This window comes from Burkholderia sp. M6-3, assembly GCF_050858985.1.
GTDB classification, from domain to species: Bacteria; Pseudomonadota; Gammaproteobacteria; order Burkholderiales; family Burkholderiaceae; genus Paraburkholderia; species Paraburkholderia caledonica.
Window position 1 is genome coordinate 554,136 of record NZ_CP110091.1, and the last position, 24,382, is coordinate 578,517.

Annotated in this window: 22 protein-coding genes; 11 read left to right on the forward strand and 11 right to left on the reverse strand. The window is 60.8% G+C overall.

Annotated features, from left to right (window positions below):
- Positions 1-373: 373 nt before the first annotated feature.
- Complete coding sequence (locus OH764_RS19805; RefSeq protein WP_498850442.1) at positions 374-1,699, reverse strand: YihY/virulence factor BrkB family protein; 1,326 nt, start codon at positions 1,697-1,699, stop codon at positions 374-376.
- 201 nt (positions 1,700-1,900) lie between these two features.
- On the opposite strand from OH764_RS19805, the gene OH764_RS19810 reads away from it, so the two are divergent.
- On the forward strand, positions 1,901-2,437 hold the full coding sequence (locus tag OH764_RS19810) for a YbaK/EbsC family protein (RefSeq protein ID WP_498850443.1): 537 nt from the start codon (positions 1,901-1,903) through the stop codon (positions 2,435-2,437).
- Positions 2,438-2,518: 81 nt separating this feature from the next.
- Here the strand turns inward: OH764_RS19810 and OH764_RS19815 are convergent, their stop codons facing one another.
- The 5 genes from OH764_RS19815 to OH764_RS19835 form a co-directional block, all read right to left on the reverse strand.
- On the reverse strand, positions 2,519-4,006 hold the full coding sequence (locus OH764_RS19815; protein ID WP_498851245.1) for a SulP family inorganic anion transporter: 1,488 nt from the start codon (positions 4,004-4,006) through the stop codon (positions 2,519-2,521).
- A gap of 246 nt (positions 4,007-4,252) precedes the next feature.
- A complete protein-coding gene (locus OH764_RS19820) occupies positions 4,253-4,843 on the reverse strand; it encodes a lipid-binding SYLF domain-containing protein (protein WP_498850444.1) in 591 nt (196 codons plus the stop codon).
- A 199-nt stretch (positions 4,844-5,042) separates the two neighbouring features.
- Complete coding sequence (locus tag OH764_RS19825; protein WP_498850445.1) at positions 5,043-6,431, reverse strand: FAD-binding oxidoreductase; 1,389 nt, start codon at positions 6,429-6,431, stop codon at positions 5,043-5,045.
- A 333-nt stretch (positions 6,432-6,764) separates the two neighbouring features.
- On the reverse strand, positions 6,765-7,427 hold the full coding sequence (pdeM, locus tag OH764_RS19830; RefSeq protein WP_498850446.1) for a ligase-associated DNA damage response endonuclease PdeM: 663 nt from the start codon (positions 7,425-7,427) through the stop codon (positions 6,765-6,767).
- Positions 7,424-10,081, reverse strand: coding sequence for a ligase-associated DNA damage response DEXH box helicase (locus OH764_RS19835; protein WP_498850447.1), 2,658 nt, complete (start codon positions 10,079-10,081; stop codon positions 7,424-7,426). The genes pdeM and OH764_RS19835 overlap by 4 nt, the downstream gene beginning before the upstream one ends.
- A 170-nt stretch (positions 10,082-10,251) precedes the next feature.
- On the opposite strand from OH764_RS19835, the gene OH764_RS19840 reads away from it, so the two are divergent.
- The 6 genes from OH764_RS19840 to OH764_RS19865 all read left to right on the forward strand — a co-directional run bounded on the left by OH764_RS19840 (position 10,252) and on the right by OH764_RS19865 (position 15,060).
- Positions 10,252-11,109 (forward strand): carbon-nitrogen hydrolase family protein, encoded by an 858-nt coding sequence (locus OH764_RS19840; protein ID WP_498850448.1) that lies wholly within the window; start codon positions 10,252-10,254, stop codon positions 11,107-11,109.
- 57 nt (positions 11,110-11,166) lie between these two features.
- The gene (locus OH764_RS19845) at positions 11,167-11,568 is read left to right on the forward strand and encodes an FKBP-type peptidyl-prolyl cis-trans isomerase (RefSeq protein ID WP_020068186.1); all 402 of its coding nucleotides are present in this window, start codon (positions 11,167-11,169) and stop codon (positions 11,566-11,568) included.
- A gap of 226 nt (positions 11,569-11,794) precedes the next feature.
- On the forward strand, positions 11,795-12,868 hold the full coding sequence (locus OH764_RS19850) for a DUF6765 family protein (protein ID WP_498850449.1): 1,074 nt from the start codon (positions 11,795-11,797) through the stop codon (positions 12,866-12,868).
- A 220-nt stretch (positions 12,869-13,088) separates the two neighbouring features.
- Positions 13,089-13,427 carry a hypothetical protein gene (locus OH764_RS19855; RefSeq protein WP_498850450.1) on the forward strand — a complete coding sequence of 113 codons (339 nt, stop codon included), beginning with the start codon at positions 13,089-13,091 and terminating at the stop codon, positions 13,425-13,427.
- 252 nt (positions 13,428-13,679) lie between these two features.
- On the forward strand, positions 13,680-14,552 hold the full coding sequence (locus OH764_RS19860) for an H-NS family nucleoid-associated regulatory protein (protein WP_498850451.1): 873 nt from the start codon (positions 13,680-13,682) through the stop codon (positions 14,550-14,552).
- A 22-nt stretch (positions 14,553-14,574) separates the two neighbouring features.
- On the forward strand, positions 14,575-15,060 hold the full coding sequence (locus OH764_RS19865; protein WP_498850452.1) for a hypothetical protein: 486 nt from the start codon (positions 14,575-14,577) through the stop codon (positions 15,058-15,060).
- 54 nt (positions 15,061-15,114) lie between these two features.
- Here OH764_RS19865 and OH764_RS19870 read toward each other — a convergent pair whose 3' ends face one another.
- The 3 genes from OH764_RS19870 to OH764_RS19880 all read right to left on the reverse strand — a co-directional run bounded on the left by OH764_RS19870 (position 15,115) and on the right by OH764_RS19880 (position 17,805).
- Positions 15,115-15,633, reverse strand: a complete 519-nt coding sequence (locus OH764_RS19870) for a hypothetical protein (RefSeq protein WP_498851246.1) — start codon at positions 15,631-15,633, stop codon at positions 15,115-15,117.
- Between the two features lie 106 nt (positions 15,634-15,739).
- Entirely contained in the window at positions 15,740-16,387 is a 648-nt protein-coding gene (locus tag OH764_RS19875) for a response regulator (RefSeq protein ID WP_020068192.1), read from the reverse strand.
- The gene (locus tag OH764_RS19880; protein ID WP_498850453.1) at positions 16,384-17,805 is read right to left on the reverse strand and encodes a cache domain-containing protein; all 1,422 of its coding nucleotides are present in this window, start codon (positions 17,803-17,805) and stop codon (positions 16,384-16,386) included. Before OH764_RS19880 ends, OH764_RS19875 begins: the two co-directional genes overlap by 4 nt.
- A gap of 329 nt (positions 17,806-18,134) precedes the next feature.
- Here OH764_RS19880 and OH764_RS19885 point away from each other — a divergent pair, with 329 nt between their 5' ends.
- Positions 18,135-18,332 carry a DUF3311 domain-containing protein gene (locus OH764_RS19885; protein ID WP_020068194.1) on the forward strand — a complete coding sequence of 66 codons (198 nt, stop codon included), beginning with the start codon at positions 18,135-18,137 and terminating at the stop codon, positions 18,330-18,332.
- On the forward strand, positions 18,329-19,810 hold the full coding sequence (gene mctP, locus OH764_RS19890) for a sodium:solute symporter family protein (protein ID WP_498850454.1): 1,482 nt from the start codon (positions 18,329-18,331) through the stop codon (positions 19,808-19,810). Before OH764_RS19885 ends, mctP begins: the two co-directional genes overlap by 4 nt.
- 98 nt (positions 19,811-19,908) lie before the next feature.
- Here mctP and OH764_RS19895 read toward each other — a convergent pair whose 3' ends face one another.
- Entirely contained in the window at positions 19,909-20,859 is a 951-nt protein-coding gene (locus OH764_RS19895; protein ID WP_498850455.1) for a LysR family transcriptional regulator, read from the reverse strand.
- Between the two features lie 256 nt (positions 20,860-21,115).
- Between OH764_RS19895 and OH764_RS19900 the strand changes: the two genes are divergently transcribed.
- The gene (locus tag OH764_RS19900) at positions 21,116-22,561 is read left to right on the forward strand and encodes a putative bifunctional diguanylate cyclase/phosphodiesterase (RefSeq protein ID WP_498850456.1); all 1,446 of its coding nucleotides are present in this window, start codon (positions 21,116-21,118) and stop codon (positions 22,559-22,561) included.
- 114 nt (positions 22,562-22,675) lie between these two features.
- Positions 22,676-22,948: a hypothetical protein gene (locus OH764_RS19905; RefSeq protein ID WP_498850457.1), complete on the forward strand. Its 273-nt coding sequence runs from the start codon at positions 22,676-22,678 to the stop codon at positions 22,946-22,948.
- 63 nt (positions 22,949-23,011) lie between these two features.
- Here the strand turns inward: OH764_RS19905 and OH764_RS19910 are convergent, their stop codons facing one another.
- Positions 23,012-24,253 (reverse strand): NAD(P)/FAD-dependent oxidoreductase, encoded by a 1,242-nt coding sequence (locus tag OH764_RS19910; RefSeq protein WP_498850458.1) that lies wholly within the window; start codon positions 24,251-24,253, stop codon positions 23,012-23,014.
- Positions 24,254-24,382: the final 129 nt, after the last annotated feature.

Genomic DNA, 24,382 nt, shown 5'->3' on the forward strand with positions numbered 1-24,382 from the left:
ACTTGTTGCGGAAAGGAGAATAGCTCACGGCGTCAATCGGTAAGAACTGGAAAAAAAAGAGTGTCGCCAAAAACCGACAATCGTCGCAAAGCCTTGTATTTAAAGCGGCTTTGGGATTGTTTCTTTTTTCGCAATATTGATTCGTTGTATTCGCATTATTGTTGTTTCGTTGGCCGAGACCGTATCGGAACCGGCCGTTTAGGCAATTATGTGTAAGTAAAATGTAATAAAGTCGTCTAAACAGAGACTACGGGTTTTGGAGCGGGGCACGGCAGGCGCAGCACGACTACGCCGAAGAGCGGACTAGACATGCCGGCTCGATTGTGATTAATGCGCACCATTGCGGGGCAAAACGGTCGCAGCAGCCGTTGCGCTACCTTGGCGCGATGTCGTCGTCTCGGTTGTGACGCGCGATGGTGGCCGCCGCGAGGCCGGCAGCCGCGGCGAGGGCGACCGACTTCCACGGGTGCTTGCGCACGTAGCGATCTGCCTCGACCGCTTTACGGCTCGCCCCGAGCAACGTGACTGCGGCGAGATGGGTCGCTTGAGCTTCCGCCGAGATTACCGAGCGTCCGACGTTCAGCGCCGTCGCGCGCGCGGACGCCTTTTTGCGTAGTTGCAAGCGGCGAGAGTCGTAAGCCGTCTGCGTGGCGGCTTCCGTTTCCGCGTGGGCGCTGCCGAGCGAAGCCGTCGGCGCGTCGCTGGCGGACGCGTCGGCGCCGGCGCGCAAGGTCGCGTTTGCCGGCACCGTCGACGCCGCCAACACCGATGCAAGTTTCGCGCGGCTGCCCGGCGGCGAGTCGGCCTGCATGCCCCAGCCGCCGCGCGGGTCGTTGAGACGGCCCCGCGCGGCCGAAAACTCAGCGCCGAGCAGCAGCACGGCGGCCGAGAAGTACAGCCACATCAGCAGCACGGCGAGCGATCCCGCCGCGCCGAACGAGCTTGCCATGCCGGCGTGCGCGAGATACAGCGCGAACAGCTTCTTGCCGGCCGAAAACAGCACCGCCGCGACGACCCCGCCGACCAGCGCATCGCGCCAACGTACCTTCGCGTCCGGCAGGAATTTGAGCAGGCCGGCGAACGCGAACGCGAGCACCAGCAAACCCACGCCGAGTTGCAGCAGATTGCCTATCACGACATACGGTGAGTCGCCCCACAGCCATTTGCCGATGAACGTGATCACCGTATCGAGCACGAGGGAGACGATCAGCAGAAAGGCGACGCCGAGCACCAGGCCGAACGAGATCAGCCGCACGCGCACCAGCGCGATCACGCTCGATGTGCGTGGACCGGTGTTCGGCCACACGACGTTAAGAGCGCTGTTTAGCGACGAGAAAGTGGCTGACGCGCCGATTGCCAGCATCGAGAACGAGATGATGGCCGCGATGCCGCCCGCGCTGCCGCTGTGGTGCGCGTTCTCGACGATGGTCTGCACGCCCGCCGCGGCCTGGTCGCCGAGCAGTCCGTGAATGTGGTCGAACAGTTCACCGCGCGCGGCCTCGGCGCCGAAGAACCAGCCCGCCACTGCGATCACCATGACGAGGGTCGGCGCGAGAGAAAAGGCGGCGTAGAACGCAATGCTCGCCGCCATCGCCGTGCAGCGGTCTTCGGAGAACTGCTTGAGCGCTCCGATTGCCCAGTTGGCCTGCTGGCGAGCCGCCTGCTGGAGGTTCTCGGCGGAAAGCGTGTCGATGTCCATGGTCGAAGTCTCGATGGGGTACAGGCGCCGGCCGCACGCGCGAACCGCTCGGCCAGCGCGGCGCAGCCTCGTAACGCTGTCTTTCGCAAACCTTGTGCCTGTGACTATAGCAAGCGCGCTAGTCCGCGAGCCGCTCGGCCACGCCGATGCACGTTGCCGCTAGAATGCGATGGCTTCCCTCATCTACTTTTATAGACCGCCATGCATTCGCACGAAGCCTTAACGCAGTTGGACGTGATCCCCGCCGAAGAACTCGCCGCGCGTTTGCCCGCACATGTTCTAGCGCAGTTGCCGCAAGGCGTAACCGTTTTCTCCGTGACCGACGACGCTTCCGACACCGCCGCTTTCAGCGCGCGCTACGGTTTTGGTCTTGAAGACTGCGCGAATACGATCGTGGTGCGTTATAAAAAAGACGGCGGAGAGCATTATGCGGCGCTCGTTTCGCTCGGGTCGTTGCGGCTCGACGTCAACGGCGCGGTGAAGGCGGCGCTCGGCGCGCAGCGGCTGTCGTTCGCCAAGCGCGAGGTGGCGGTCGACTTGAGCGCAATGGAGTTCGGCGGCATTACGACTTTCGGACTGCCTGCGGACTGGCGCATTCTCGTCGATGCCGCCGTGATGGAGCGCGCGCAGATCGTCATGGGCGCGGGCATCCGCGCGGCGAAGCTTCTGCTGGCGCCCGACGTGTTGCGTCAGTGGCCGCGTTGTGAGGTGGCCGACCTGACGTTGCCCGCGGAGTGAATGTCGTCGGCGTGCCCATCCAGGAGCACGTCGCAGGAGCACGCCGCATGAGCGCGAGGCATGAGGACTTGAGGCGAACCCTCAGGCGAACCCGACACCCGCACGGCTCAGCAAGCGCCGGTTATGCTCGGAAAGGTTCTTCACGCGAAGCTGTTTGCCGGCTTTGCGATAACGCTCGTAAAGACCTTGCAGCGCCGCGAGCGCGGAATGATCTGCGAGCAGCAAATGACTGCAGTCGATCGTGACGTCCGCCGGATCTTGCTGCGGATCGAATAACTCGTGAAAACGCGCGGTGGAAGCGAAGAACAGCGTGCCGCGCGGCACATAGGTTCTATTGTCGGCGCGGTCTTCGATATGCGCGTGAATTTCGCGCGCGTGCTGCCACGCAAAGTTCAGCGCTGCGATCACGATGCCGCACAGCACGGCAATCGCAAGATCGGAAAACACGGTGATGAGCGTGACCGCGATGATCACGAGTGCGTCGTTGCGCGGCACTTTGCCGAGCACGCGCAGCGAACCCCATGCGAAAGTCTGCTGCGCGACCACGAACATTACGCCGACGAGCGCCGCAAGAGGAATGCGTTCGATGAGCGGCGACAGAAACAGGATGTACATGAGGATCATCACGCCGCTGACAATGCCCGAAAGGCGTGAGCGTCCCCCCGAATTCAGATTGATCATCGTCTGGCCGATCATCGCGCAACCGCCCATGCCGCCGAACAGACCCGAGGCGATATTCGCCGCGCCCAACGCGAGACATTCGCGGTTCGGCTGACCGCGGGTCTCGGTGATCTCATCGGTCAGATTGAATGTCAGCAGCGTTTCCAGCAGACCGACAATCGCGATCAGCACCGCATATGGCAGCACCACTTGCAGCGTCTCCAGGTTCAGCGGGACGTCGGGCAGATGGAAACCCGGCAGGCCGCCCGCAATGTGCGCCATATCGCCGAGCGTGCGCGTAGGGAGATGCAGCAGTTGCGCAAATACGCCCACGCCTACGATCGCTACGAGCGCGGGCGGCGCTGCCCGCGTGACGCGCGGCAGTACATAAACGATCAGCATGGTGAGCGCGACGAGGCCGCACATCATCGCGAGCGCGTTGCCGTGCAGCCATGCTTCGCCTTGCGGCGTGCTATGCCGGAAATGCGCGAGCTGCGCGGTGGCAATTACGATTGCGAGTCCGTTGACGAAGCCGAGCATGACCGGATGCGGGACCATGCGGATCAGTTTGCCGAGCCGCAATGCGCCGAACAGCACCATCAGAACGCCGCTGAGTATGACGGTAGCGAGCAGATACTGCGCGCCGTGCTGAACGACCAGCGCCACAATAACAACCGCCATCGACCCGGCCGCGCCCGAAATCATTCCCGGGCGACCGCCGAAGACCGCAGTGATCGTGCAGATGAAGAACGCGCCATACAGGCCCATGAGGGGGTTGAGGTGCGCGACGAGCGCGAACGCGATGCATTCGGGAACGAGCGCGAACGACGAGGTCAGACCCGCGAGCACATTCGCGCGGATTCCGGAAAGCCTTGAGGGCCAACCGTGAGTAGGGCTAGCGGTATTCATCTTGAGCGAGGTGGTTTGCCGCGGCGAACGTTGCATTTGCAGATGCGGATGCCGGGCAATATGAGCGTCCTGGCCTGAAGTGTTTCGTGGGCCGGGCGTTTGCGAAAGGGGTGGATTTTACAGCAGGCCAGCGGTTTTGACCGGTGACGCTCTCAGCGTTCGCGGTGGATCGCACTGGCTCGCGCGGAGAAGCGCAAGACCGTCGCCACGCGGTCCGCAATGCGGCCGCGCGGCTTCTCACGTCGATCAGATGATCAGGCGCGAGACCTTCGTGCCTTCGAGCGATACGCCGGCCATCAGGCCGCCGTTCGTCAGAACGAATGCTTCAATCGGGCTCGTCGCGGTCGACGTATCGATCGCTCCATTCGCGCCGACCTTCAGCACGGCAACGGTCGCATCAGCACCGGCTGCCCAGCCCTGGCTGTTGAGGAATTTGTCGAGTGCGTCCTGCGTCATGAACAGGAAGACGAGCGCTTTCGACTGTGCGCCGATCTGCAAGCCGAACGAGCCGGCCACCGTGCTGTAGTAGCCGCTCGTGTGGCCACCGACGCGCAACGCGCCTTCGCCATATTGGCCGCCGACCCAGAAGCCCGCGGAGATCACCGACGGAAACACCAGCACCCCGCGCGCTTTCGCCACGAGTTCACGCGAGCCGCCGACGTTCGCATACAGACGCGACAGCGTCGAGTCGACGCCCGCGTTTATCGTATCGCGCTTGCTGGCGTTGGCGGACGCCGACCCGTTCGAAGACGAGGACGTGGTGGTGCAACCGGCGAGGCCGAGACCCGCGGTAGCGAAAGCCGCGCCGGCCGTCGTAATGAATTGTCGTCTGCGCATGTTATTTGTCCTTTTACGTTATCGAAGTGGTTTTTCTTTGTCGATGAAACGGTAATGCCATGACGCCGGCCGTTAGCCCGGTGTCCACGATGATGCAGCATTTCCCGTGCCTGCGCATGCCGCGCGCGCAAAGGCGGCATGGAGGCCCGCGCGGCGCGGGGTTCGCGCACGCGGGTATGTCGAATCTCGCGTTCCGCTGCTACACGGCCGGGCGAATGTTCTGGTTGTGACTGAATAGATTGTGCGGGTCGTAACGGCTTTTCACGGCGACAAGGCGTTCGTAATTCGGACCGTACGCATCGGCGACGCGGCCCCCTTCTTCTTGCGTCATGAAGTTGACATAGACGCTGCCGAGCGAGAACGGTGCCGACGCGTCGAAAAATGCGCGCGCCCAGGAGATGCAACGATCGTCGTCGGCGGAATCTTCCCAGCGGCCATGCACATTCATCGCGTATTGAGTATCGCGACTCGAATACGCCGTCGCGTTCACCGGTACGCGTTGCGTTTGTGCGCCAATCTGCCCAAAGAAGATCTCACACTGCGGAGACGGCAGATTCTCGATCGACTGGAGCAGTGCTTCGATCAGGCCATCGTCGATGCTGGCTAGGTTGTGGGACTTCCAGTAGTTGCGCGATCCCGGCGCGAGCAACGGGTCGAACGCCTTTTGCCACATCGCGTACGGCATTTCGCCGAGATGTTCGCCGACCGGTGTGCCGAAAGTCTTTACTGGTGCGACGGCCGAAGGACCGTTCGCGGTCGGCCCCGTGTAGCACATCGCGAAGATGATGACAGGCTTGCCGTGCACGTCGGGGGACAAGAACGGCAGCGGCGGGGCTAGGCGCAGAACGGCCCACACACTGAGTTCGTCCGGCATGTCCGGGGTTGCTGCGCGATATTTGACGAGCGCGTCCCGCGCCTGATCGAGCGGTAATACGACGAGTCCGCCGAACACCATCGGTCCTACAGGGTGCAGCTCGAACACAAATGACGTAATCACGCCGAAGTTGCCGCCGCCGCCGCGAATCGCCCAGAACAGGTCTTCGTTCGATTCGGCGCTGGCGCGAAGCAATTCCCCATCGGCGGTGACGACGTCGGCTGAAATCAGGTTGTCCACTGTCATGCCGTATCTGCGGCTAAGCCAGCCGAAACCGCCACCAAGCGTCAAGCCTGCGACGCCCGTAGTTGAGTTGATGCCCAGCGGAGTCGCGAGTCCGAAGGCCTGCGCTTCATGGTCGAAGTCAGCGAGCGTCGCGCCCGGTTCGACGTACGCGCGTTTCGCGAAGGGGTCGATTCGCACGGATTTCATCAGCGAGAAATCCAGCACGAGACCGTCGTCGCACACGGCGCTGCCGGCAATGTTATGACCGCCGCCGCGAATCGCAAGCGGCAGACCGTTGTCGCGCGCGAAGGCTACGCCGCGCCGCACATCGGCGACACCGGCGCAGCGAAGGATCATCGCAGGGCGCCGGTCAATCATTGCATTCCAGATGCTGCGTGCTTCGTCAAAACCGGCATCGTCGGGCAGCATGAGCTGCCCGCGTACAGCGGTTTTCAGTTCCTCGATGGCGCTGTTCGACACATGAGCCATGGTTTGTCTCCAAGGTTTGGTGAGGGCGCTCGTCGAGCACCGTTGACTGACCAGGTAGATCGCAAGAATCTTGACAGCTTGGTTCAGCGTTCAGTAAACGGGGCTGTCTTATATAGTCAAACGCACGTAAACCCGCGTACGGCCCGACGCTCGTGCGGAAGCCCGCAGCGCGGGCGTGCGCAGACGCGAGGCGGCACTACAGCGGCGCTCGTGTGGCCAATGGTGCATGTGCTTGCGGAAAAGGTCGTGTCTGAAAGTGTTGGATCGCCAGTTGTGCGAGCGTTGCGCTACGACACATATGACAAAAAGACCAGCCGTGTGCAGCCCGCACGACTAGCGAGGCACCTCGATTACTTTCTCGTGAACCACGAGAAAAATTCTTTCGCCACTGGCGCGGCCGTCTTCGCGTGCGCCGCCGGTAAAGCTGCCGAACGCGGGCAATACGCCGTGTCGCGGGCCGAAACGAAAGCACGGCACGCGAACCGAGTCGTTGCGTGTTGCAATTCGATAGACAGGATGCAAATGGCCGACGAGCGCATAAGCACCTTCGACGTTTTGTGGGTGATGACACAACGCCCACGGTCCCATGCGCCACGGCTCCTGCACATAGTCGACATTGAGCGTGGCGGGCAAGGCGCCCGCGTGCCGATCGTGATTGCCTTCAACCAGCATGACCCGCAAAGCCGCATGGCGGGCGCGCCAGACGTGCAACGCATTGAGCATTTCGTCGGCGTGTGCCTCGCGCGCATGCAGCAGATCGCCGAGAAATACGAGCGTGGTCGGTTCGAATTCGGCGATCAGAATGTCGAGGCGCATCAGATTGTCGGCAGTCGAGCCGACTGGCACCGGAACGCCGCGCGCGCGGAATACCGCGTCCTTGCCGAAATGCGCGTCCGCAACGAAAAGGCAGCGCAACGCGGGATCGAACGCGGCGCGCAAGCTCGACAGCACGAGCGCGTGTCCGGCGATGTCGACCTGCAACGAAGCAGGCTTCATGCGCGAGCCGCCTTTTCCAGTTCCGCGAGCATTCGCTCGACGCGATCTGCGAGCTTCTCCGTGCTGACTTTTTCGCGCAAGCGTCCGACAATGAGCGGGAACGCGAACGGCGTTGGTTTTTTCGGGCGCGTGAGAACGAGGCGGCTTTCGTTCATCCGTTCGAGCGCGGAGCGAATGCGTTTAGCGTCGAGTTCTTGCAATAGCACTTCGGCGTCTGCCTGATTGAGTAGTAAATTGCCGCTGTCGTGGTTGCGGAAGATATCGTAAAACAGACCGCTGGAAGCCTGCAATTGCCGCGCGCTTTTCTGCTGGCCGGGATGTCCCTGGAATACTAGTCCCGACACCCGCGCAATTTCCCGGAAACGCCGTTTCGAGAGTTCCGACGAATTGAGGCTCGCGAGTATGTCGTGGTCGAGTTCTTCAGGGGACAGCAAACCGCCCTCTAGTTCCGCAGCCCAATCGAATGGTTGCGCGGACAACAGCTCGAAACCGTAGTCGTTCATTGAAATGGAGAACGTGCCCGGTTTCTCTCGCGCCACTCTCCATGCGAGCAATGCGCCGAGACCGATATGCGCCGTGCGCCCCGCAAATGGATAACAGAAAAAATGGTGCCCTTCGCGCGATTTCAGTACTTCTGCGACCAGCACGCCGGGCTCCGGCAACGCCGACCACCTCTTCTGCAATTCGAGCAGCGGTCGAACCGCGCGCATTTCCGGTTCGTCATAGATGCCGTCCGCGGCGCGCGCGAGCATCGTCAATGTCGCCTCGGCGAGTTCAGAGGAAAGCGGCATGCGGCTGCCCGCCCATTGCGGCATTGCACCGCGTCCCGACGCCGCGCGCTTGACCCATGCGGTCATGTCCTGCACCCGGATCAGTTCCAACGCCCGTCCGCCGAAGGTAAAGATGTCGCCCGGCTTAAGTCGCGAAACGAAAGACTCTTCTATTGCGCCGATGCGTCCGCCCGCCAGATAAGCGACATTCAGTGTGCCGTTTGCGACGATAGTGCCGACGTTATTGCGATGCCGCCGCACGAGGTCCTCGCGTGGCACGCGGTAGAAGCCGTCGCTTTCGCGCACCACGCGATGGTAGTCCGGATATGCGCGCAACGCGGTGCCGCCGCCCTCGACGAAGCCTAGTGCCCAATCGAATTCATTTTGCGTGAGATGCCGGTACGCATACGCGGTGCGGATTTCGTCGTAAAGCTCACGCGCGTCGAAACCGCCGCCGATCGCCACGGTCACCAGGTGTTGAACCAGGACGTCGAACGGCTTCTCCGGCGTTTCGCGGCCTTCTATTTGCCGCTTTTCAACCGCTTCCCGCGCGGCAGCGGCTTCGACGAGTTCCAGCGCGTGCGTGGGCACGATCGTCACGCGCGACGGCCGCCCCGGCGCGTGGCCGGAGCGGCCGGCACGCTGCATCAAACGCGCGACGCCTTTTGGCGAGCCGATCTGGAATACACGCTCCACCGGCAGAAAGTCGACGCCCAGATCCAGGCTCGATGTACATACAACTACTTTCAACAAGCCGCTCTTCAAGCCGCGCTCGACCCACTCGCGTACTTCCTGATCGAGCGAGCCGTGATGCAATGCAATTGCACCCGCCCATTCAGGCCGCGCTTCGAGCAGTGCCTGATACCAGACCTCGCATTGCGAGCGGGTGTTCGTAAATACAAGCGACGTATGCGCTTCGCCAATGGCGTCGGCGACCGCCTCGACCTGCCGCATGCCCATATGACCGCCCCACGGAAATCGTTCGATAGTCTCCGGAATAACCGTATCGACGATCAATGCTTTGGGCAGCTTGCCGTGCACGCTCACGCGCGGCGTTCTGACAGGCGCGAGAAGTACTTCGGCTGCGAAAGGAAGATTGCCGAGTGTCGCCGACAAACCCCACACCTGCAGTTCCGGTCTCCAGTGCGCGAGCCGCGCAAGCGCGAGTTGCGTCTGCGTGCCACGCTTGTTGCCGAGCAACTCATGCCATTCGTCGACGATCACGAACTTTAGGTGCGACAGTACTTCGCGTGCGTCGGCTCGCGTGAGAATGAGCGACAGGCTCTCCGGTGTGGTGATCAGCGCGGACGGCATGCGCCGGTTCTGCCGCGCGCGTTCTGCGGACGATGTGTCGCCGGTTCGCAGACCCACTGTCCATGGCACGGCCAGTTCGGTTGCCGAGCTTTGCAGTGCACGCGCGGTGTCGGCCGCGAGTGCGCGCATTGGCGTGATCCAGAGAACCGTGAGTGGCTCGGGCTGAGTAACTGCCGCTCGTTTTCGGGTGACAGTGGGTGCGGACGACGCGCTCGAAGCAAGGGCGGCGAGCGCGCCGAACCATACGGCCCAGGTCTTACCCGCCCCAGTGGTTGCGTGCAGCAACCCACTCGCGCCTCGTTCCATTTCGCGCCAGACATTGCGCTGAAAGTCGAAAGGCTGCCAGCCGCGCGCCTCGAACCAGGCGTGAAGCTTGTCGGCAAAAGGGCGGCGCGCCGCATCTTCGTCGATGGCGAATGGCAGCGGCTCGAATGCCGGCTCACGCGCGTCGAGCCGCGCCTGCTGCTGGCGGCTGCGCGGAATGCGTCGCGGCCGGGGCGCGCGACGCCGCTCCGGCATAGCCGTGGGCGGTGGAACGTCGCGGTTGTCGGGATCGGCCGGTTCACTCATCGAAAGCGCTCATTAGCATCGGGTTCGCATCGCGGCGATTGTTCGCAATGCAGCTTCTGTGTGGACCACGCATGTACCGTGCTGGTTCACCATATCCTCGCACTCCCACTTTGTGACCGTCCGTGATTAAATGCCGTGGCTTCACATGTGCTTTGAAAACGGAGTCTACGGTGAATAACAAGCTCGCGTCGTTGCCTCGAGTGCCATTGCGAATTGCCGCTGCTCAGGCGCAACCGGTTTGCGGGGACGTGACGGCGAACATAGCGAAGACGGTCGAATTGACCGGTCGTGCCGCCGATCGCGGCGCAAGACTGGTGGTTTTTCCCGAGAAATTCCTGAGCGGGTATGAGCCCGGCCTGATTGCGGGCGATCCGTCGGAATACGCGTTCGGTCGATTGGATTCGCGCCTCGACCCGATTCGCGAAGCGTGCCGCCGGCACGCGATTGCGGCGATTGTCGGCGCGGCCACGCGCGACGCCGATGGACTGCACATCTCATCGCTCGTGTTCGATCGTCGCGGCGAAGACGTCGAGCCTTACCACAAGCAGTATCTGTATAAAAGCGAAGCGAAAATCTACCGTGCAGGCACGCAAGGCTGCATGCTGGAACTCGACCGATGGCGGCTCGCGCTCGGCGTGTGCTACGACTCTGGCTTTCCCGAACATGCACGTCATGCGGCTGTGAACGGTGCGCATGCCTATCTGGTCAGTGGACTATTCAGCGTCAAGTCCGGCTATCACCAGTCACGCGTCTGGTTCCCTGCGCGCGCGTTCGACAACACGATGTATGTTCTCTTGTCCAACCATATCGGTACCACCGGCGGTTGGGAGACGTGTGGCGCGAGCGCGATCTGGAGTCCGTATGGCGACGTGATTGCAGAAGCCGGTCGCGAGCGGGAAGAAGTGATTAGTGCTTTGCTCGATCCCGCGGTTCTTGCCGAGGTCCGGGAACGCGAAACGGCACTTGCGGACTTCGTCGCGCATGTCGACGCGCCGGCGCGCGACCATGAAATAAGGCGGATAGACTGACGGCACGCAGCAGTCGTTGCGCTAGAATGATCTGTACTACCCATCTGGAGATTCGTTTTGAAATCTATCGTTGCTCTGCTCGCTGCCACTGTACTTTCGTCCACCGCAATGGCCGCCGCTCCGGCTACGGAAAAGCTGCCTTCAGGCGTAATCGTCGAGCACCTCGTGCAGGGTACCGGCGCGCAGCCCGCGGCCACCGATGTGGTCAAGGTCAATTATCGTGGCACGCTTGCCAACGGCACTGAATTCGATGCTTCCGCGAAGCACGGCGGCGCCGCGACGTTCCCGCTCAACCGTGTGATTCCGTGCTGGACGCAGGGCGTCCAGACCATGAAAGTGGGCGGCAAGGCCAAATTGACGTGCCCAGCCGCTACCGCTTACGGTAGCCGCGGCGTGGGCGTTATTCCGCCGAACAGCGACTTGACGTTCGAAGTCGAGCTGGTCGACATAGTGAAATAAGGCGGCGCACAATGCGCTGAAAAACAGACCCCGCTACGAATACCGCAGCGGGGTTTTTTTATGGGCGTGGCATTGGGACAGTGCAAGTCGGCGCAGGCGGAGAGGAAAACATCATCAAACAATAAGAAAGAACACCGGCAGGCAGCGGCATGCTTTTAAGTCACCGTCCACTCGCTCGTTTACCAATGCTGTTGTTGTCATTCATCGTGCAGTAGGAGCGTATGCCATGAACATCGACTTTCACTACGGCGTGGTCTATATCGTTGCCCGAGTTGGCGGGATGACGCCCAGCGAGGCGTTGACTGTCGCCCATGCCTGCCAGTATGTCGACGACGCGACCACGCCGGGCATCCTCCGTTTTCAGGGCGGAGAAACGTTCGAGCGCTTCGCCACTGCCCATAAGACGTTCGACTACGCCAATACCGAGAACGACCAGAACCGGCTCGTATGGGCGCCGTTCCATTTTCTGCCGGCAGGAGTGGGCGCAACGCTGGAGGAAAAAGCCGTGTGCCGTGCGGACAGCGCAGTCGCGCGCGAGGTCGTGCGTCGAGCGATCCGTCAGCGCGGCGCGGATATGGGCTTGCATCGTCTCGGGGTCACGCTTCATACGTATGTCGATACATGGGCGCATCAGGGATTCGCCGGTATCGAAAGTCCGGGGAACCGGGTTCATTCACTCGTGGCGCAGGATTGCACGCGTCATGGCTGGCTGGCCAACCTCACGCTCGCGATGCAGCACCTGATCCAGCACGTCGAGGAAGATGTCCTTACGCTCGCACTGCCCGTCGGACACGGTGCTGCCTTGCACTATCCGGATCAGCCGTGGGCAAAGTGGCACTACATCGACGGCCGGAACACGCTGATACAGCGACATAACCTGCCCGAATTCGTCGCGGCCGCGGATATGGCGTGCCGCGCGGTGCGCGCGTACGTTGCCGGGCGAGAAGACTTCGAAAACGAAGCGGGGCTGCCGGAAAACGTCAAAGAGGCCGTGACGGAATTGCTCGATACCAACCGGATCATGGACGACAACGAGCGCTTGCGCGCTGTCTGCGAGGTAGTCAGAAGCGGCGGTATTCCCGGCTTGAGAGAGCCCATTCCCGATTACGTCCCCAAGGGCGTCGGCTCATGGAAATTCAAAGCTACCGGTCTTCGTTCTGAAGACGACTCCGGCGACAAACCGGTCTGGACCGAGGCATTCGAAAAGAGCGATTACCGGCTCTTTCACGACGCCGTCAAACAGCACCGTTTCTTGACGACCCAGGAGATTCTGCCCGCCTATGGCCTGCGGATTGCCTGACGCGCATCGCTTTTAAAGCTCACGTTTGCGAGGCTGACCTGCGTGCTGGACACGCGTAAAACGGCACAGCAAGACCAGTAACGCATGGTTACCGGCCAAAGCGGCGTTAAAAAACGAACTGGAAGCCTTTGAATATTCGAATGCTTGCCTATAGTAGAAGCGAGTATTGCCGCGACGCATAGTGGCGGCTCTTTCTTTATATAGGTGACGGGGTACCGACATGACGCCATCGAATGCTGCGATCTATCAGTCGCAGACTTGCACGCCCGAGTCGTTGCGAACACTGGCCGGCTACCTGGAACTCGCGCTCGACGAAGGGGAAAGCGTGGTCCTGATGCGGGTAGGTACGCAGGTACGCAGCGTTTATGTCGGCGATCCGTCCGGCGTTTTCGAAGATCTGCGGGACGAAGGCGTCATACCTGCCCAGCAGGCGGACGAGATCCTGGCATTGACGAGAATCGGCCTCAACCGGATCACCGCCGACGACCAGCAGTACCGCTTCTTGCGCGGCGTCAGATACATTGCCGACCGCCAGGTTGCGGTGTTTACGCCGACCTGATCTGTCTTGCAACAATTGGAAAGATAAAGAGAAGGCGAATAGCAGAAAGAAGTAAGCCGATAGGGAGACCAAAGAACATCGAGGGCAAAGAACGAAGGCTCGAAAAAGGCGTCTATTGAGTGCATCGAAGAAAAGTTTCGTACTCCGGCACGCATAGCGGAAATAAACTCGGGTTTTTACGACCACTCGGCTATGCCTTTCTGACGCTATTCATGGCATAGTTAGAACGATTACCACATAAGGAGCAATTTAATGCCCACGTTAGAGCAGATCCAGGCGAAGCTTAAGAAGCTCCAGGCGCAAGCTGACATCCTGATTGCAAGGAAAGCACAAGTCGCAATCGACCAGATCCGCGACCTGATGCTCAAGCACGGCCTGACCACCGCAGATATCGAAGCCAAAGCAAAAGCGCGCCGCGAAGCCAATCGTCTTAATGGCAATAGTGGAAGCGGCAAGGCAAAGCTTGCAGTTGCCGGCCAGAAAGTACCCAAGTATCGCGATCATAAAACGGGCGCGACCTGGACCGGACACGGTCGCGCGCCGGGTTGGATTGTTAGTGCGAAAGACCGGAGCGTGTTTCTGATCGACGGCGCAAGCGAATCGAACGGATTCACGAAGGTTGTCGCTAGTGGCGCGAAAGGCAAAGGTCAGCCCAAAGGCGCGCAACCGCCCAAGTATCGTCATCCAACCACTGGCGCGACGTGGAGCGGACGCGGCCCTGCGCCCGCATGGCTCGCATCGGTCAAGGATCGCACGAGGTTCCTGATAGATAGCAGTGCAGCACCGGCGTCTGGCACCGCCAGCCAGAAAACGGCAGGCAAGGCGAAGTCGGCAGCCACGAGCGGCGTTGTCAGTAAAAAGGCCGCCGCGAAAAAAGTCGTGGCGAAAAAGGCGAAGGCGGGAGCGCAATCGGTAACGGCCAAAACAGCCGCTGTAAAAAAGTCAGCCGCGAAGAAAGTTACAGCGCGAAAGACAACTGCGAAAAAGGCAGCAACAAAGGCCGCAACGAAAGCTGCAACGAAAGCCGCTAGCAAGGCACCAGGCCGCAAGAGGGCGGCAAAAGCGGAAACGGCAGTAGTAAGCGCGTCCGCACCGGTCGTTTCCACCGTGCAAGCCGGCGCGTAAGCGTACTGGAATAACGAAGTACATGACCAACGCGCTCGAATCATCCCGGCAGGAGGACCAGGTTCTCCTGCTGGACTCAGTTCCTCATCCCGCAGACGACGCTCCCGAACCATTCATTGTCGCGAGCGACCGGCGTGTGATTCTCGCTTATCCCATTGCCGAGTCCGACTTCGAGCGGTTCGGTCCATTCGATCCGGACGACGACCCTTTCTGCACGGTGCTGTTTCCCGACACCACGTTTCATCGACTTGGGCCGCCGGGCGAGCACGATATGCAGATTCACCCGCTTGCTTCGCAAGGCCTTGCTGCTTTCTCGGTCCACGAAGTCATCAATTCGTCTCTTGTCGAAGAGCTTTCCGCAGTTTCGTCACCGGAACTCACGAGGCGCCATTTCGTGATTACGTTTCAGCAATCGACGTTCGAATGTGTGGCGTCTGATTACACCGTGGTCGGCGTGTATGGCGCGGCGGAGATCGCCAGCCGCGAAGCATTTGCGCTGGTGCGGTAGGCAAATCGACCGCAGCGTCCATAAAGCGTGCGGCGCGACTCAGCTTTCTTCGCGCTAGTTGCCCGGATCGACTACAGGCCGGTCCGGGTCCGCAAGCGTTTGATACGGCAGTCTTGCGGCGTGGGGATGAGTGGTCGTGTCGTCGATCACGCGTTCAACGTCCGCGGTTTTCGCAAGTTTGGAGAGGAATGTCTGCTTGTCGAAGCCTGCTGCAACGCAACCCTGCACATAAATAAAACGGCGTTGCAACGTGAGCCACAACGTCGACTGTTCGCGCCAATGCGTGGCGGAATTGATATTGGCCAGACGCCGCTGTACGGCCTCGGCAATTTCAGCATCGTACAAATAGGCGTTCGATAAACGGCAGCGGCCTTCTATCCAGCAGCTGTTGCCGCGTTCAATGCGGTAATGACTGTCGGCCAGCCATTCCTGTTCGGTTTCGAGCGGTCCCAATGGCACTGGGCATCCTTCAATCGCCTTAGATATCTGAAAGAACGGATCGTGTCCGCGATTGATGCGCTCTTCCTGGCCGTGGGCACCGGGAGAAACTGAAACTAACGCTGACGCCAGCATTACCCCCACACATAACGCCGCGCATTGCAATGCACTGGCGGGCGTCCGCATTAATCGTCTCATTGTCTTTGTCTCCACTCGGTGTGCAGCGGGACATCGTTTCGTATTAACGGCTCGCGCGCCGGTTCTCAACCGCGAACTTGATCAGTTCAGCCTGACCTTCGATATCGAGCTTGCGCTTCAAGTTCAGACGATGCGTTTCCACAGTACGCACCGACAGATCATTACGTTGAGCGATCTGCTTGCTCGACAAGCCCTCGGCAAGTGCATCGAGAATATCGCGTTCGCGCGGCGTAAGCCGCTCGACCGGCGATTGCATGGCCGACGCATGAATCAGCCGGGCGCCGAGTCCCGCGCTGAAATACGTCTTGCCATCGAGCACTGCGCCGATGGCCTGAATGATTTCGGTCGCCGGTGAGTCCTTCAGTACATAACCGCTCGCGCCTGCACGCACGGCCTGCGTGACGTATTCGAGGTTGTCGTGCATGGACAGCATCAATACTCGAATTGCCGGAAAGCGCTCATGGAACATGCCGGCGAGTGCAATGCCGTTCATTCCGTTCATGCCGACGTCCATTAACACGAGATGCGGTTCATGACTCTCCGCGAGCGCAAGTGCTTCCTGCGCATTACCCGCTTCGCCGACAACCTCGATGTTGCGCACGGCTTCGAGCCGCGCGCGCAGACCGTCGCGTACGAGTGGGTGATCGTCGACCAGGATAAGGCGGGCCGCTGCGTGCGAGATGTCGTTCATAAAGAGGTCTCCTGCATGCTCTGGGTAGGAAGCTCCGTGGTGCCGATGCCGAGCGGCACGCGCGCCTTGACCAGCGTGTGGCCAGGCTGGGAACTGAGTGCAAGCGTTCCCCCTAGTGCTTCTACGCGCTCGCGCATATTGCGCAGGCCCACGCCTGACCGGCGGCCAACGAAGGCGTGCGTGACGTCGAAACCCGAGCCATTGTCCGCGATTGTCAGTGTGACCGCGTCGTGGGCGATTTCCAATGCGAGCGCCGCGCTCGACGCGTGCGCGTGGCGCACGATGTTGGTCAGCGCTTCCTGTGCGATACGAAACAGCACCGTGTTGACCGCATCGGGCAATGGCGGCGCATAAGTGTGTGCAATTTGCGTGAAGCCGATTTCAATTCCCGATTGTTCGCTCAGTTCGCGGGTAAGTTGTTCAATGGCTGCCGCGACGCCAAGGTCGTCGAGCATCGACGGGCGCAGCGCATGGGAAATGCGGCGCACTTCACGCAAGGTATCGCCGAGACGCGTGAGACTCGTGGAAAGCGCGGCTTCGGCGGCGGGCACGCGTGTTTCGCTGCGTTCGAAGCGAGCAAGCGCGGACTCGAGCAGCAGTTTCACCGACACCATCATCTGGCTAATGCCGTCGTGCAATTCACGCGACAGCCGCGCGCGTTCGTTCTCCTGTGACTCGACAACCTGTTGCGCGAGCCGCTTCAGTTTCGCGTCCGCGCTGCGATATTCGGTGACGTTGAGCACGAGCGCGCACAGTGCAATCGCGGCGAGCCCGGCCAGCGCGATCGCGTCGATCCACATCATCGTGCGGTCGATATTCATCGCCGCCCGTTCGTCGATATGCGCGAGCGTTGTGTCGACGTCGTCGAGATAAATGCCTGTGCCGATCATCCAGCCCCAGCGCTCGAGCGGCACGACATAGCCGAGTTTTGACGCCAGTTTGCCCGTCGACGGACGATGCCACAGATAACGCACATAGCCGCCTCCTTGCGAAGCCGCAGCGAGCAGTTTGCGGATGGTCGGCACGCCTTGCGGATCGCGCAATTCCGATAGATCGCGGCCGACGAGGTCCGGTTCGCGCGGATGCATCAGCGAGCGGCCATGCATGTCGTACACAAAGAAATAACCGTCTTTGCCGAAATCCATCTTTTCAAGGATGTCGAGCGCTCGCGTGCGGCGCAGTGCATCGTCGCGCGCATTGTCCTGGCTTGCTTCATAAAGCGGTGCGATTGCGGAAGTAGCCAGTTCCACGTAATGCTTGAGCTCGATTTCCTTGCTGGTCATGTACGCAGCCTGGGTCGTCGCGTGCTGCGTCTGCGCGAGCGCGGTCGCTTCGCGGCGCACACCGATTTCGATGCTGGCAATAGCCGCGAGAAAAGGCACGATCGCCAGCAGAACAATCTTGGCTTTGAGTTTCATCGTTGAAAAAACGGCCGGTAGGCTACGTAGTAATACGTAGCCGGCTTACGTAGTTGCGCGCTTGTGAGGACGCTTACGAAGGCGAATACTACATCCCCGCGGCGTACTGCGTCTTTCCGGGCCCCTTTCGGCTTCGTGCCGCCGCGCATTTCGTATGAACGTTATGAGCCGGGCCCTGTTAATGCTGCGCCTGACAGGCGTTAGCAGCGCGCAAAGGCAAATTCCGGTTTGGCACCGCGGTATTGCAAGCAGATGCCCGGTGCCGGCTTTCCGCGTGCCGGACCACAAGTCCGGATGCGTGGTGTCAATAATAGATCTAGGAGAAGTACATGGAGACCTCCCCCACCGCCGGCCGGTCATGGCTTTGGCTCATTCTTTTGCTCCCGTACATCGCGTTGCTCTGGTTGCCGTTCTATAACGACACGCGTCCGTCGTTCGCCGGTTTTCCGTTCTTTTACTGGTATCAGTTCTTGTGGGTGCCGTTGACCTCGCTACTGATTTACGTCGTGTATCGAGGTGTCAAATGAGCGATCTGAATCCCGTCAATCCGGTGGCGATGACCGTCTTCATCGCGTTCTTTGTTCTCGTTACGGTGATTGGCTTCTTCGCGGCGCGCTGGAAGCGCGGCGACCTCACGCAACTGCATGAGTGGGGGCTTGGCGGCCGGCAGTTCGGTACGGTGATTTCGTGGTTTCTGGTGGGCGGGGACTTCTACACCGCATACACGGTGATCGCGGTTCCGGCGCTCGTGTACTCCGTCGGTGCTTATGGTTTCTTCGCGCTGCCGTACACGATCATCGTTTACCCGTTCGTGTTCGCTGTCATGCCGAAACTGTGGAAAGTCGCACATGCGAAAAACCACATCACGGCAGCGGATTACGTGCACGGTGAATACGGCGGCAAGTGGTTTCCGGCCGCTGTCGCGCTGACCGGCATTGTCGCGACCATGCCGTATATCGCGCTGCAACTGGTCGGCATGCAAGTAGTGATCAAGGGGCTTGGCGTGACCGGCGAATTGCCGCTGATCGTCGCGTTCGTGATCCTCGCGCTTTATACGTATGCGAGCGGCTTGCGTGCTCCGGCGATGATCGCGTTCGTGAAGGACATCATGATCTATATCGTCGTGATTGCGGCGGTGTGGCTGATTCCCGCGAAGCTCGGCGGCTACGCGCATGTGTTCGACGCAGCCGATACGTACTTCAAGGCAAAGGGCGGCGCGACCGGCATCATCCTCAAGCCGACGCAATTCACTGCTTATGCGTCGCTCGCGCTGGGTTCCGCTCTCGCCGCGTTCATGTATCCGCATACGATGACGGCGGTGCTGTCTTCTTCGTCGGCGACTACGGTTCGCAAGAATGCGATTTTCCTGCCGGCTTATACGTTGTTGCTGGGTCTGATCGCGTTGCTCGGCTACATGGCGATTGCGGCCGGCGTGCATGTGAAGTCCGCGTCGGACATTGTGCCGGCCCTCTTTGGCACCTTGTTCCCGTCGTGGTTCGTCGGTTTCGCCGCGGCGGCGATCGCGATCAGCGCGCTGGTTCCCGCAGCAATCATGTCGATCGGCGCGGCCAACCTGTTCACGCGCAATTTGTGGCGTCCGCTGGTGTCGCCGAACATCACGCCGGAGGCCGAGGCGTCGAACGCCAAGATCGTGTCGTTGGTAGTGAAGTTCGGCGCGCTGCTGTTTATCGTTTTCCTGCCCACGCAATATGCAATCGACCTGCAATTGCTCGGCGGCGTGTGGATCCTGCAGATTTTCCCGGCTATCGTGTTCTCGCTGTACACGCGTCGTCTGAATACGCAGGGCCTGTTCGCCGGCTGGCTCGTGGGTATCGTGCTCGGCACGGCGCTCGCTATTTCACAGGGGCTCAAGCCGGTGTTTGCGCTGCATCTCGGCGATGCTGTGTACCCGATCTATATCGGCCTCATTGCACTGGTGGTGAACATTGTCGTGACGTTTGTCGTCTCTGCCGTGTCGCCGCGCCGGGTGGCAGTTAGCGCCTGATTGTCCAGTTCCTGTTCAGGTTGGCAGACGCCGCGGGCCGTAAGGCCCGCGGCGTTTTTGCTTGATCGAAAGAACGCACCGCAGCCTGCGCAAACGCCCTAGACCAATACTTCGACCGATTGCATTGCCCGGCGAATGTCGCCCGTCCGGGCCCACGATTCGTCGCGAATCGTTTCGATCAGGCAATCGATAAAGCATCGCGAAGCGGCATCGGCCGGCTCGCCAGTACGCACTATGACGCCGACGGTGGACTCATCGAGTTCGTCCCGCAACGGGATCGCACACAGACCGTCACGCGCCGCGCAGAGCTCGACAAGAGGCCAGGGAAAAATGCTGAGCATGTCCGTGCGCTTGAGCAGCGCGACCGCGACAGTGAGCGAGTGCAGATAGTGAATACTGCGTGGCTCGGGAAACGCGCGGCGGCCGAATATCTGATACGGCGCTTGCGCGTCGGTTTCCGGGTCCAGCGCCACGAGCCAGTCAGCGTCGCGCAACTCCGCCAGCGAGCGGCACTCCGCACACGGGTGATCGTGCCGCGCCACGACCGCGCGGCTCGATGCGAATAGCGGTTGATAGGTGAAGTCGCAACTTGTCGCACCCGGTGCCTGACGGCCCACATAGATGTCGAGACTGCCGTCGCGTAAGCGCGGTGTCGCAATCGCCAATAAGCCTTCAAATAGCTCCAACTGAATGGTCGGCATCTTCGCGCGAAACCGGGCCACTGTTTCCGGCAAAAAGGTAAGCGCGACCCATGCAGTCACGGCGATGGACAGACGCCCGCATGGTTCCCCGCGTATTGCGTTCATGGCTTGCTGCGCACGCTTCATTTGTGCGGCCACGAGGCGCGCGTGCAAGAGGAGGGTTTGTCCTGATGCCGTAAGCGTCACACCGGAAGATGTGCGCACAACGAGTTGCATGCGTACCGCTTCTTCCAGTTGTTGAATGCATTGCGTGACGGCAGCCGGCGATGAATCGAGCGCTCGCGCGGCGCCCCTGACACTGCCCGCATCCGCAATGGCGATGAGAGCGCGTAGCTGATGAATTTTCATTATGTTGTCCAGCGGTTTGTGCGGGGCGCGGTGAAGCGTTTGCCGTTGCTTTACGCGTTCACCAACGCGACCCATTCTCAGAAGTGCTATGCCGGAATATCTTGGAGGCACGGATACGGCGTTGCAGTGCCCACCTGTTCTCCCCGCTTTACCAGGATTTGATATATGGAGTCCTTAAGGTAAATGATGATTCGGTAAATGCATAAAACAAGCTGAAATTCGGTTGATGTGTAATGCTTATCATAGGAGCGTAGCGATGACTCAGCAAGTCTCGGTATTGCCGGCGAGCCGTTCGCACGCAAAGTCCCGCTCTGCGTCTCGCAGCGCGCCGTCGCACCATGCGCGCAGTTCGGGGGTGATCGCGCAAAGTCCAGACGATGGAAACGTTGCGCACGCATCGTCTTTCGATCTGCTCACGGGCGTGTACGACCGCGCCTGCGCAACCAGGCGCGCGGGACATTTGCTCGCAGCTGCGAAGGCGGGAGACGTTGCGATGCTGGTCGTCAACCTCGACGGCTTCAGCAGAATCAACGACATTGCTGGCTATGATCTCGGCGACCGGCTCCTGCGCCGTGTTGCGCAGCGGCTTGCAAGCTCCATCTCTGAGGACGAGTTGCTCGCCCGTATCGGCGGCGACGAGTTCGTGATCGTGGCGCAAAGATTCGGCGATGCGTCGAGGCTGACCCGATTCGCGCAACAAGTGCTCGCGTCGTTCGGCAAGCCATTCGTGATCGCCGGGCGCGAGTATCGCGTGAGTGCATCAGTGGGCGTTGCGGTGTCTGACCGCGATGCGTGCAATGCGGCTTCCCTGATGCGCGACGCCGGGGCGGCGATGCGCCACGCGAAGCGATGCGGTCGCGGCACCTTGTGCTTTTTCACGGGCGAGATGCGGGAAGGCGTGCAGCGCCGCTTTGCGATCGAAGGTCTGTTGCACCATGCACTCGCCCGCGGCGAATTCCGACTTGCCTATCAGGCGGTAGTGGATGCGACGTCACGCAAGACGATAGGCGTCGAGGCGTTGGCGCGGTGGACGAGCAACGAACTTGGCGACGTTCCGCCCGCCGAGTTCATTCCGGTTGCGGAACAGGCAGGATTGATGGAAAGCATCGGCGATTGGGTGTTGGAGGTGGCATGCGCGCAGGCTGCAGACTGGCGCTGGAGTATCGCGCCGGACATCGCTGTCTCGGTGAACATTTCGCCGTCGCAATTCAGCGAGCGTCTGGTGCGACATGTCGCTGCGTGTCTCGACAACAGCGGTCTCGAGCCTTCGGCACTGCACCTCGAAATCACCGAGGGCATGCACTTGCCCGATGACGCGGCCGTGCGCGCCACCACCGCGGCGCTTGCAAAGCTTGGCGTCAAGCTGGTAATCGACGACTTCGGCACCGGTTACGCGTCGATGTCATACCTGAAGCGGTTTCCAGTGGATAGCCTGAAGATCGACCGGTCAATCGTTGCGGGTTTGCCGCGCGATGCAGATTCGGTGGCGATCACGCATGCGCTCGTGACAATGGCCCACGCATGCAATATGCGCGTAACGGCGGAAGGCGTGGAAACCGAAGCGCAGGCCGTTACGTTGCGCGAAATGGGTTGCGACGCGCTGCAAGGTTATCTGTTCAGCCGCCCATGCAGCGCTGCAGAATGCGCGGTCGCATTGTCGCGGCACCCCGTGCGAATGAAGAGTTGCTGCGTGGATAAGTGATCCTAACTAAAAGAAGTAGCGTTTTCTACCATGGCTTCTAGAATCAACTTTATAAAAACGACGAGATCGAGTGCCCGTCGCACGGGCGGTGTTGCACTAATGAGGAGAGAGACTATGTGCGATGCAGAAGTCGCTGCTGTGTTGCTGAACCGTTGCACACTTCAGCCATTCGACGAACCGGAGCCGTCTTACCTCGGCATACTGCGCGAAGGAAATCTGACTTTCAAACACGAGCATGGCTTCGTGGGATTACGCGATATTCCCGATAGCGCCGCGTGCCGTACCGAGTCGCTGATTTTCGCCGACGGCTCGCGTGCGTTGCGGGTTAGCGCGGCCGAGAGCGAAGGTGGCTGGACCCGCTGGGCGGCCTTGCAACCGCTGCACTGAGCCCGGCGGCGCTGTGGTGGCGCAGATAAAAGCGAGCGGCAATGACGCCGCTCGCGTTCGCCGTTAGAACCGGTCAACTCTGAACGGTCGCGGGTCCACCAGCGTTTGCTCTCCGGTCATCATTTCGGCGATGAGGCGGCCTGTCACTGGCCCCAGCGTCAGTCCGTGATGCGCGTGGCCGAATGCAAACCACAAGCCCTGATGTTTTCCAGCGCGCCCGATCACCGGCATCATGTCGGGCGTGCAAGGCCGCGCGCCCATCCACGGTTGATCGTCGACACGTTGGTCCAATGGGAAGAGCGTGCGTGCAATTGGTTCGACAGCGGCGAGTTGCGTGGGGGTTTTCGGCGCGTCGCGCAGCGCAATTTCGGCGCCCGTCGTCAAGCGGATGCCGCGCGCCATTGGCGCAAGCAGGTAGCCATTTTCCACGTCGAGCACCGGATGATTGAGGCGTGCCCCAGCCCGTGGCGAATAGTGCATGTGATAGCCGCGCTTGACGCCGAGCGGCAGGGAGTACCCGAGCCTCGAAGTGAGAACGTCCGACCACGGCCCGAGTGCGACGACCACCGAAGAGGCCGCGATAGTCCCCGCGTCTGTCGTCACCTCCCAGCCATTGCGAAGCGTGTTCGCATCGCCAGTGAAGATGCGTCCGCCGAGTGTCTCGAAGTGCTTCGCGTAGGCTGTGACAAGTGCGTTGGGATCGCTCACCGAATCGGCTTGCGTGTAGCGCAATCCACCTTGCAATGCCTTGTCCAGATCGGGTTCGGCCAGTTGCAATCGAGCCGCGTCGAGCGTTTCGAATTCGACGCCATATTCGCGGTGCCATTGCTCCGCGAGGCGCACTTCCGCGTCTTGGGCCGCATTGCTGCGAAACACCTTAATCCAGCCGGTGGGCCGAAGCAATGCACTCGCGCCTGCGTTTGCGGCCAACTCGCGGTGCTCGCTAATGCAGTGTTCGATGAGCGTCGAGTACGACTTCGCGATTGCAGCGTGTTTCGCCGGCTCGGAATTGCGCCAGTACTTCCACAGAAACGGCGCGGCGTGAAACAGCGCATCGCCATGGTAGCGAACGTCGAGCGACTGGTTGCGCGCATACCGAAGCAGGGCGCCGAGTCCGCGTGGGAACGCATACGGATAGACGCCTTCGCGCTGGATCAGGCCTGCGTTGCCAAACGAAGTCTCGTTGCCGGGCAGCTTTCGATCGACCAGCGCGACCTGGCGGCCGCGTTGTTGCAGGTGCACGGCGACGCACACGCCGACAATGCCTGCGCCTAACACTACGGTATCGAATTTGATTGCAGTCATCGGTTAAAGCGCTGAAAGGCCCGAGCCATTCGAGCAGGACCGGTTGAGAAGGTAAGGTGCGCGTCGAGCAGTTCCACAGGCGATTGTCTTCGCGCTAATCATGCGGCGCAACTCGACCGCTCTGCGCCG

Bases quoted from the DNA above. Each gene is read 5' to 3' on its own strand.
- OH764_RS19905 (WP_498850457.1), top strand. From the start codon at position 22,676: ATGTGCGATGCAGAAGTCGCTGCTGTGTTGCTGAACCGTTGCACACTT.
- OH764_RS19815 (WP_498851245.1), bottom strand. From the start codon at position 4,006: ATGAATACCGCTAGCCCTACTCACGGTTGGCCCTCAAGGCTTTCCGGA.
- OH764_RS19810 (WP_498850443.1), top strand. From the start codon at position 1,901: ATGCATTCGCACGAAGCCTTAACGCAGTTGGACGTGATCCCCGCCGAA.
- OH764_RS19870 (WP_498851246.1), bottom strand. From the start codon at position 15,633: ATGCTGGCGTCAGCGTTAGTTTCAGTTTCTCCCGGTGCCCACGGCCAG.
- mctP (WP_498850454.1), top strand. From the start codon at position 18,329: ATGAGCGATCTGAATCCCGTCAATCCGGTGGCGATGACCGTCTTCATC.
- OH764_RS19805 (WP_498850442.1), bottom strand. From the start codon at position 1,699: ATGGACATCGACACGCTTTCCGCCGAGAACCTCCAGCAGGCGGCTCGC.
- pdeM (WP_498850446.1), bottom strand. From the start codon at position 7,427: ATGAAGCCTGCTTCGTTGCAGGTCGACATCGCCGGACACGCGCTCGTG.
- OH764_RS19880 (WP_498850453.1), bottom strand. From the start codon at position 17,805: ATGAAACTCAAAGCCAAGATTGTTCTGCTGGCGATCGTGCCTTTTCTC.
- OH764_RS19855 (WP_498850450.1), top strand. From the start codon at position 13,089: ATGACGCCATCGAATGCTGCGATCTATCAGTCGCAGACTTGCACGCCC.
- OH764_RS19825 (WP_498850445.1), bottom strand. From the start codon at position 6,431: ATGGCTCATGTGTCGAACAGCGCCATCGAGGAACTGAAAACCGCTGTA.
- OH764_RS19820 (WP_498850444.1), bottom strand. From the start codon at position 4,843: ATGCGCAGACGACAATTCATTACGACGGCCGGCGCGGCTTTCGCTACC.
- OH764_RS19865 (WP_498850452.1), top strand. From the start codon at position 14,575: ATGACCAACGCGCTCGAATCATCCCGGCAGGAGGACCAGGTTCTCCTG.
- OH764_RS19850 (WP_498850449.1), top strand. From the start codon at position 11,795: ATGAACATCGACTTTCACTACGGCGTGGTCTATATCGTTGCCCGAGTT.
- OH764_RS19835 (WP_498850447.1), bottom strand. From the start codon at position 10,081: ATGAGTGAACCGGCCGATCCCGACAACCGCGACGTTCCACCGCCCACG.
- OH764_RS19860 (WP_498850451.1), top strand. From the start codon at position 13,680: ATGCCCACGTTAGAGCAGATCCAGGCGAAGCTTAAGAAGCTCCAGGCG.
- OH764_RS19900 (WP_498850456.1), top strand. From the start codon at position 21,116: ATGACTCAGCAAGTCTCGGTATTGCCGGCGAGCCGTTCGCACGCAAAG.
- OH764_RS19910 (WP_498850458.1), bottom strand. From the start codon at position 24,253: ATGACTGCAATCAAATTCGATACCGTAGTGTTAGGCGCAGGCATTGTC.
- OH764_RS19885 (WP_020068194.1), top strand. From the start codon at position 18,135: ATGGAGACCTCCCCCACCGCCGGCCGGTCATGGCTTTGGCTCATTCTT.
- OH764_RS19875 (WP_020068192.1), bottom strand. From the start codon at position 16,387: ATGAACGACATCTCGCACGCAGCGGCCCGCCTTATCCTGGTCGACGAT.
- OH764_RS19895 (WP_498850455.1), bottom strand. From the start codon at position 20,859: ATGAAAATTCATCAGCTACGCGCTCTCATCGCCATTGCGGATGCGGGC.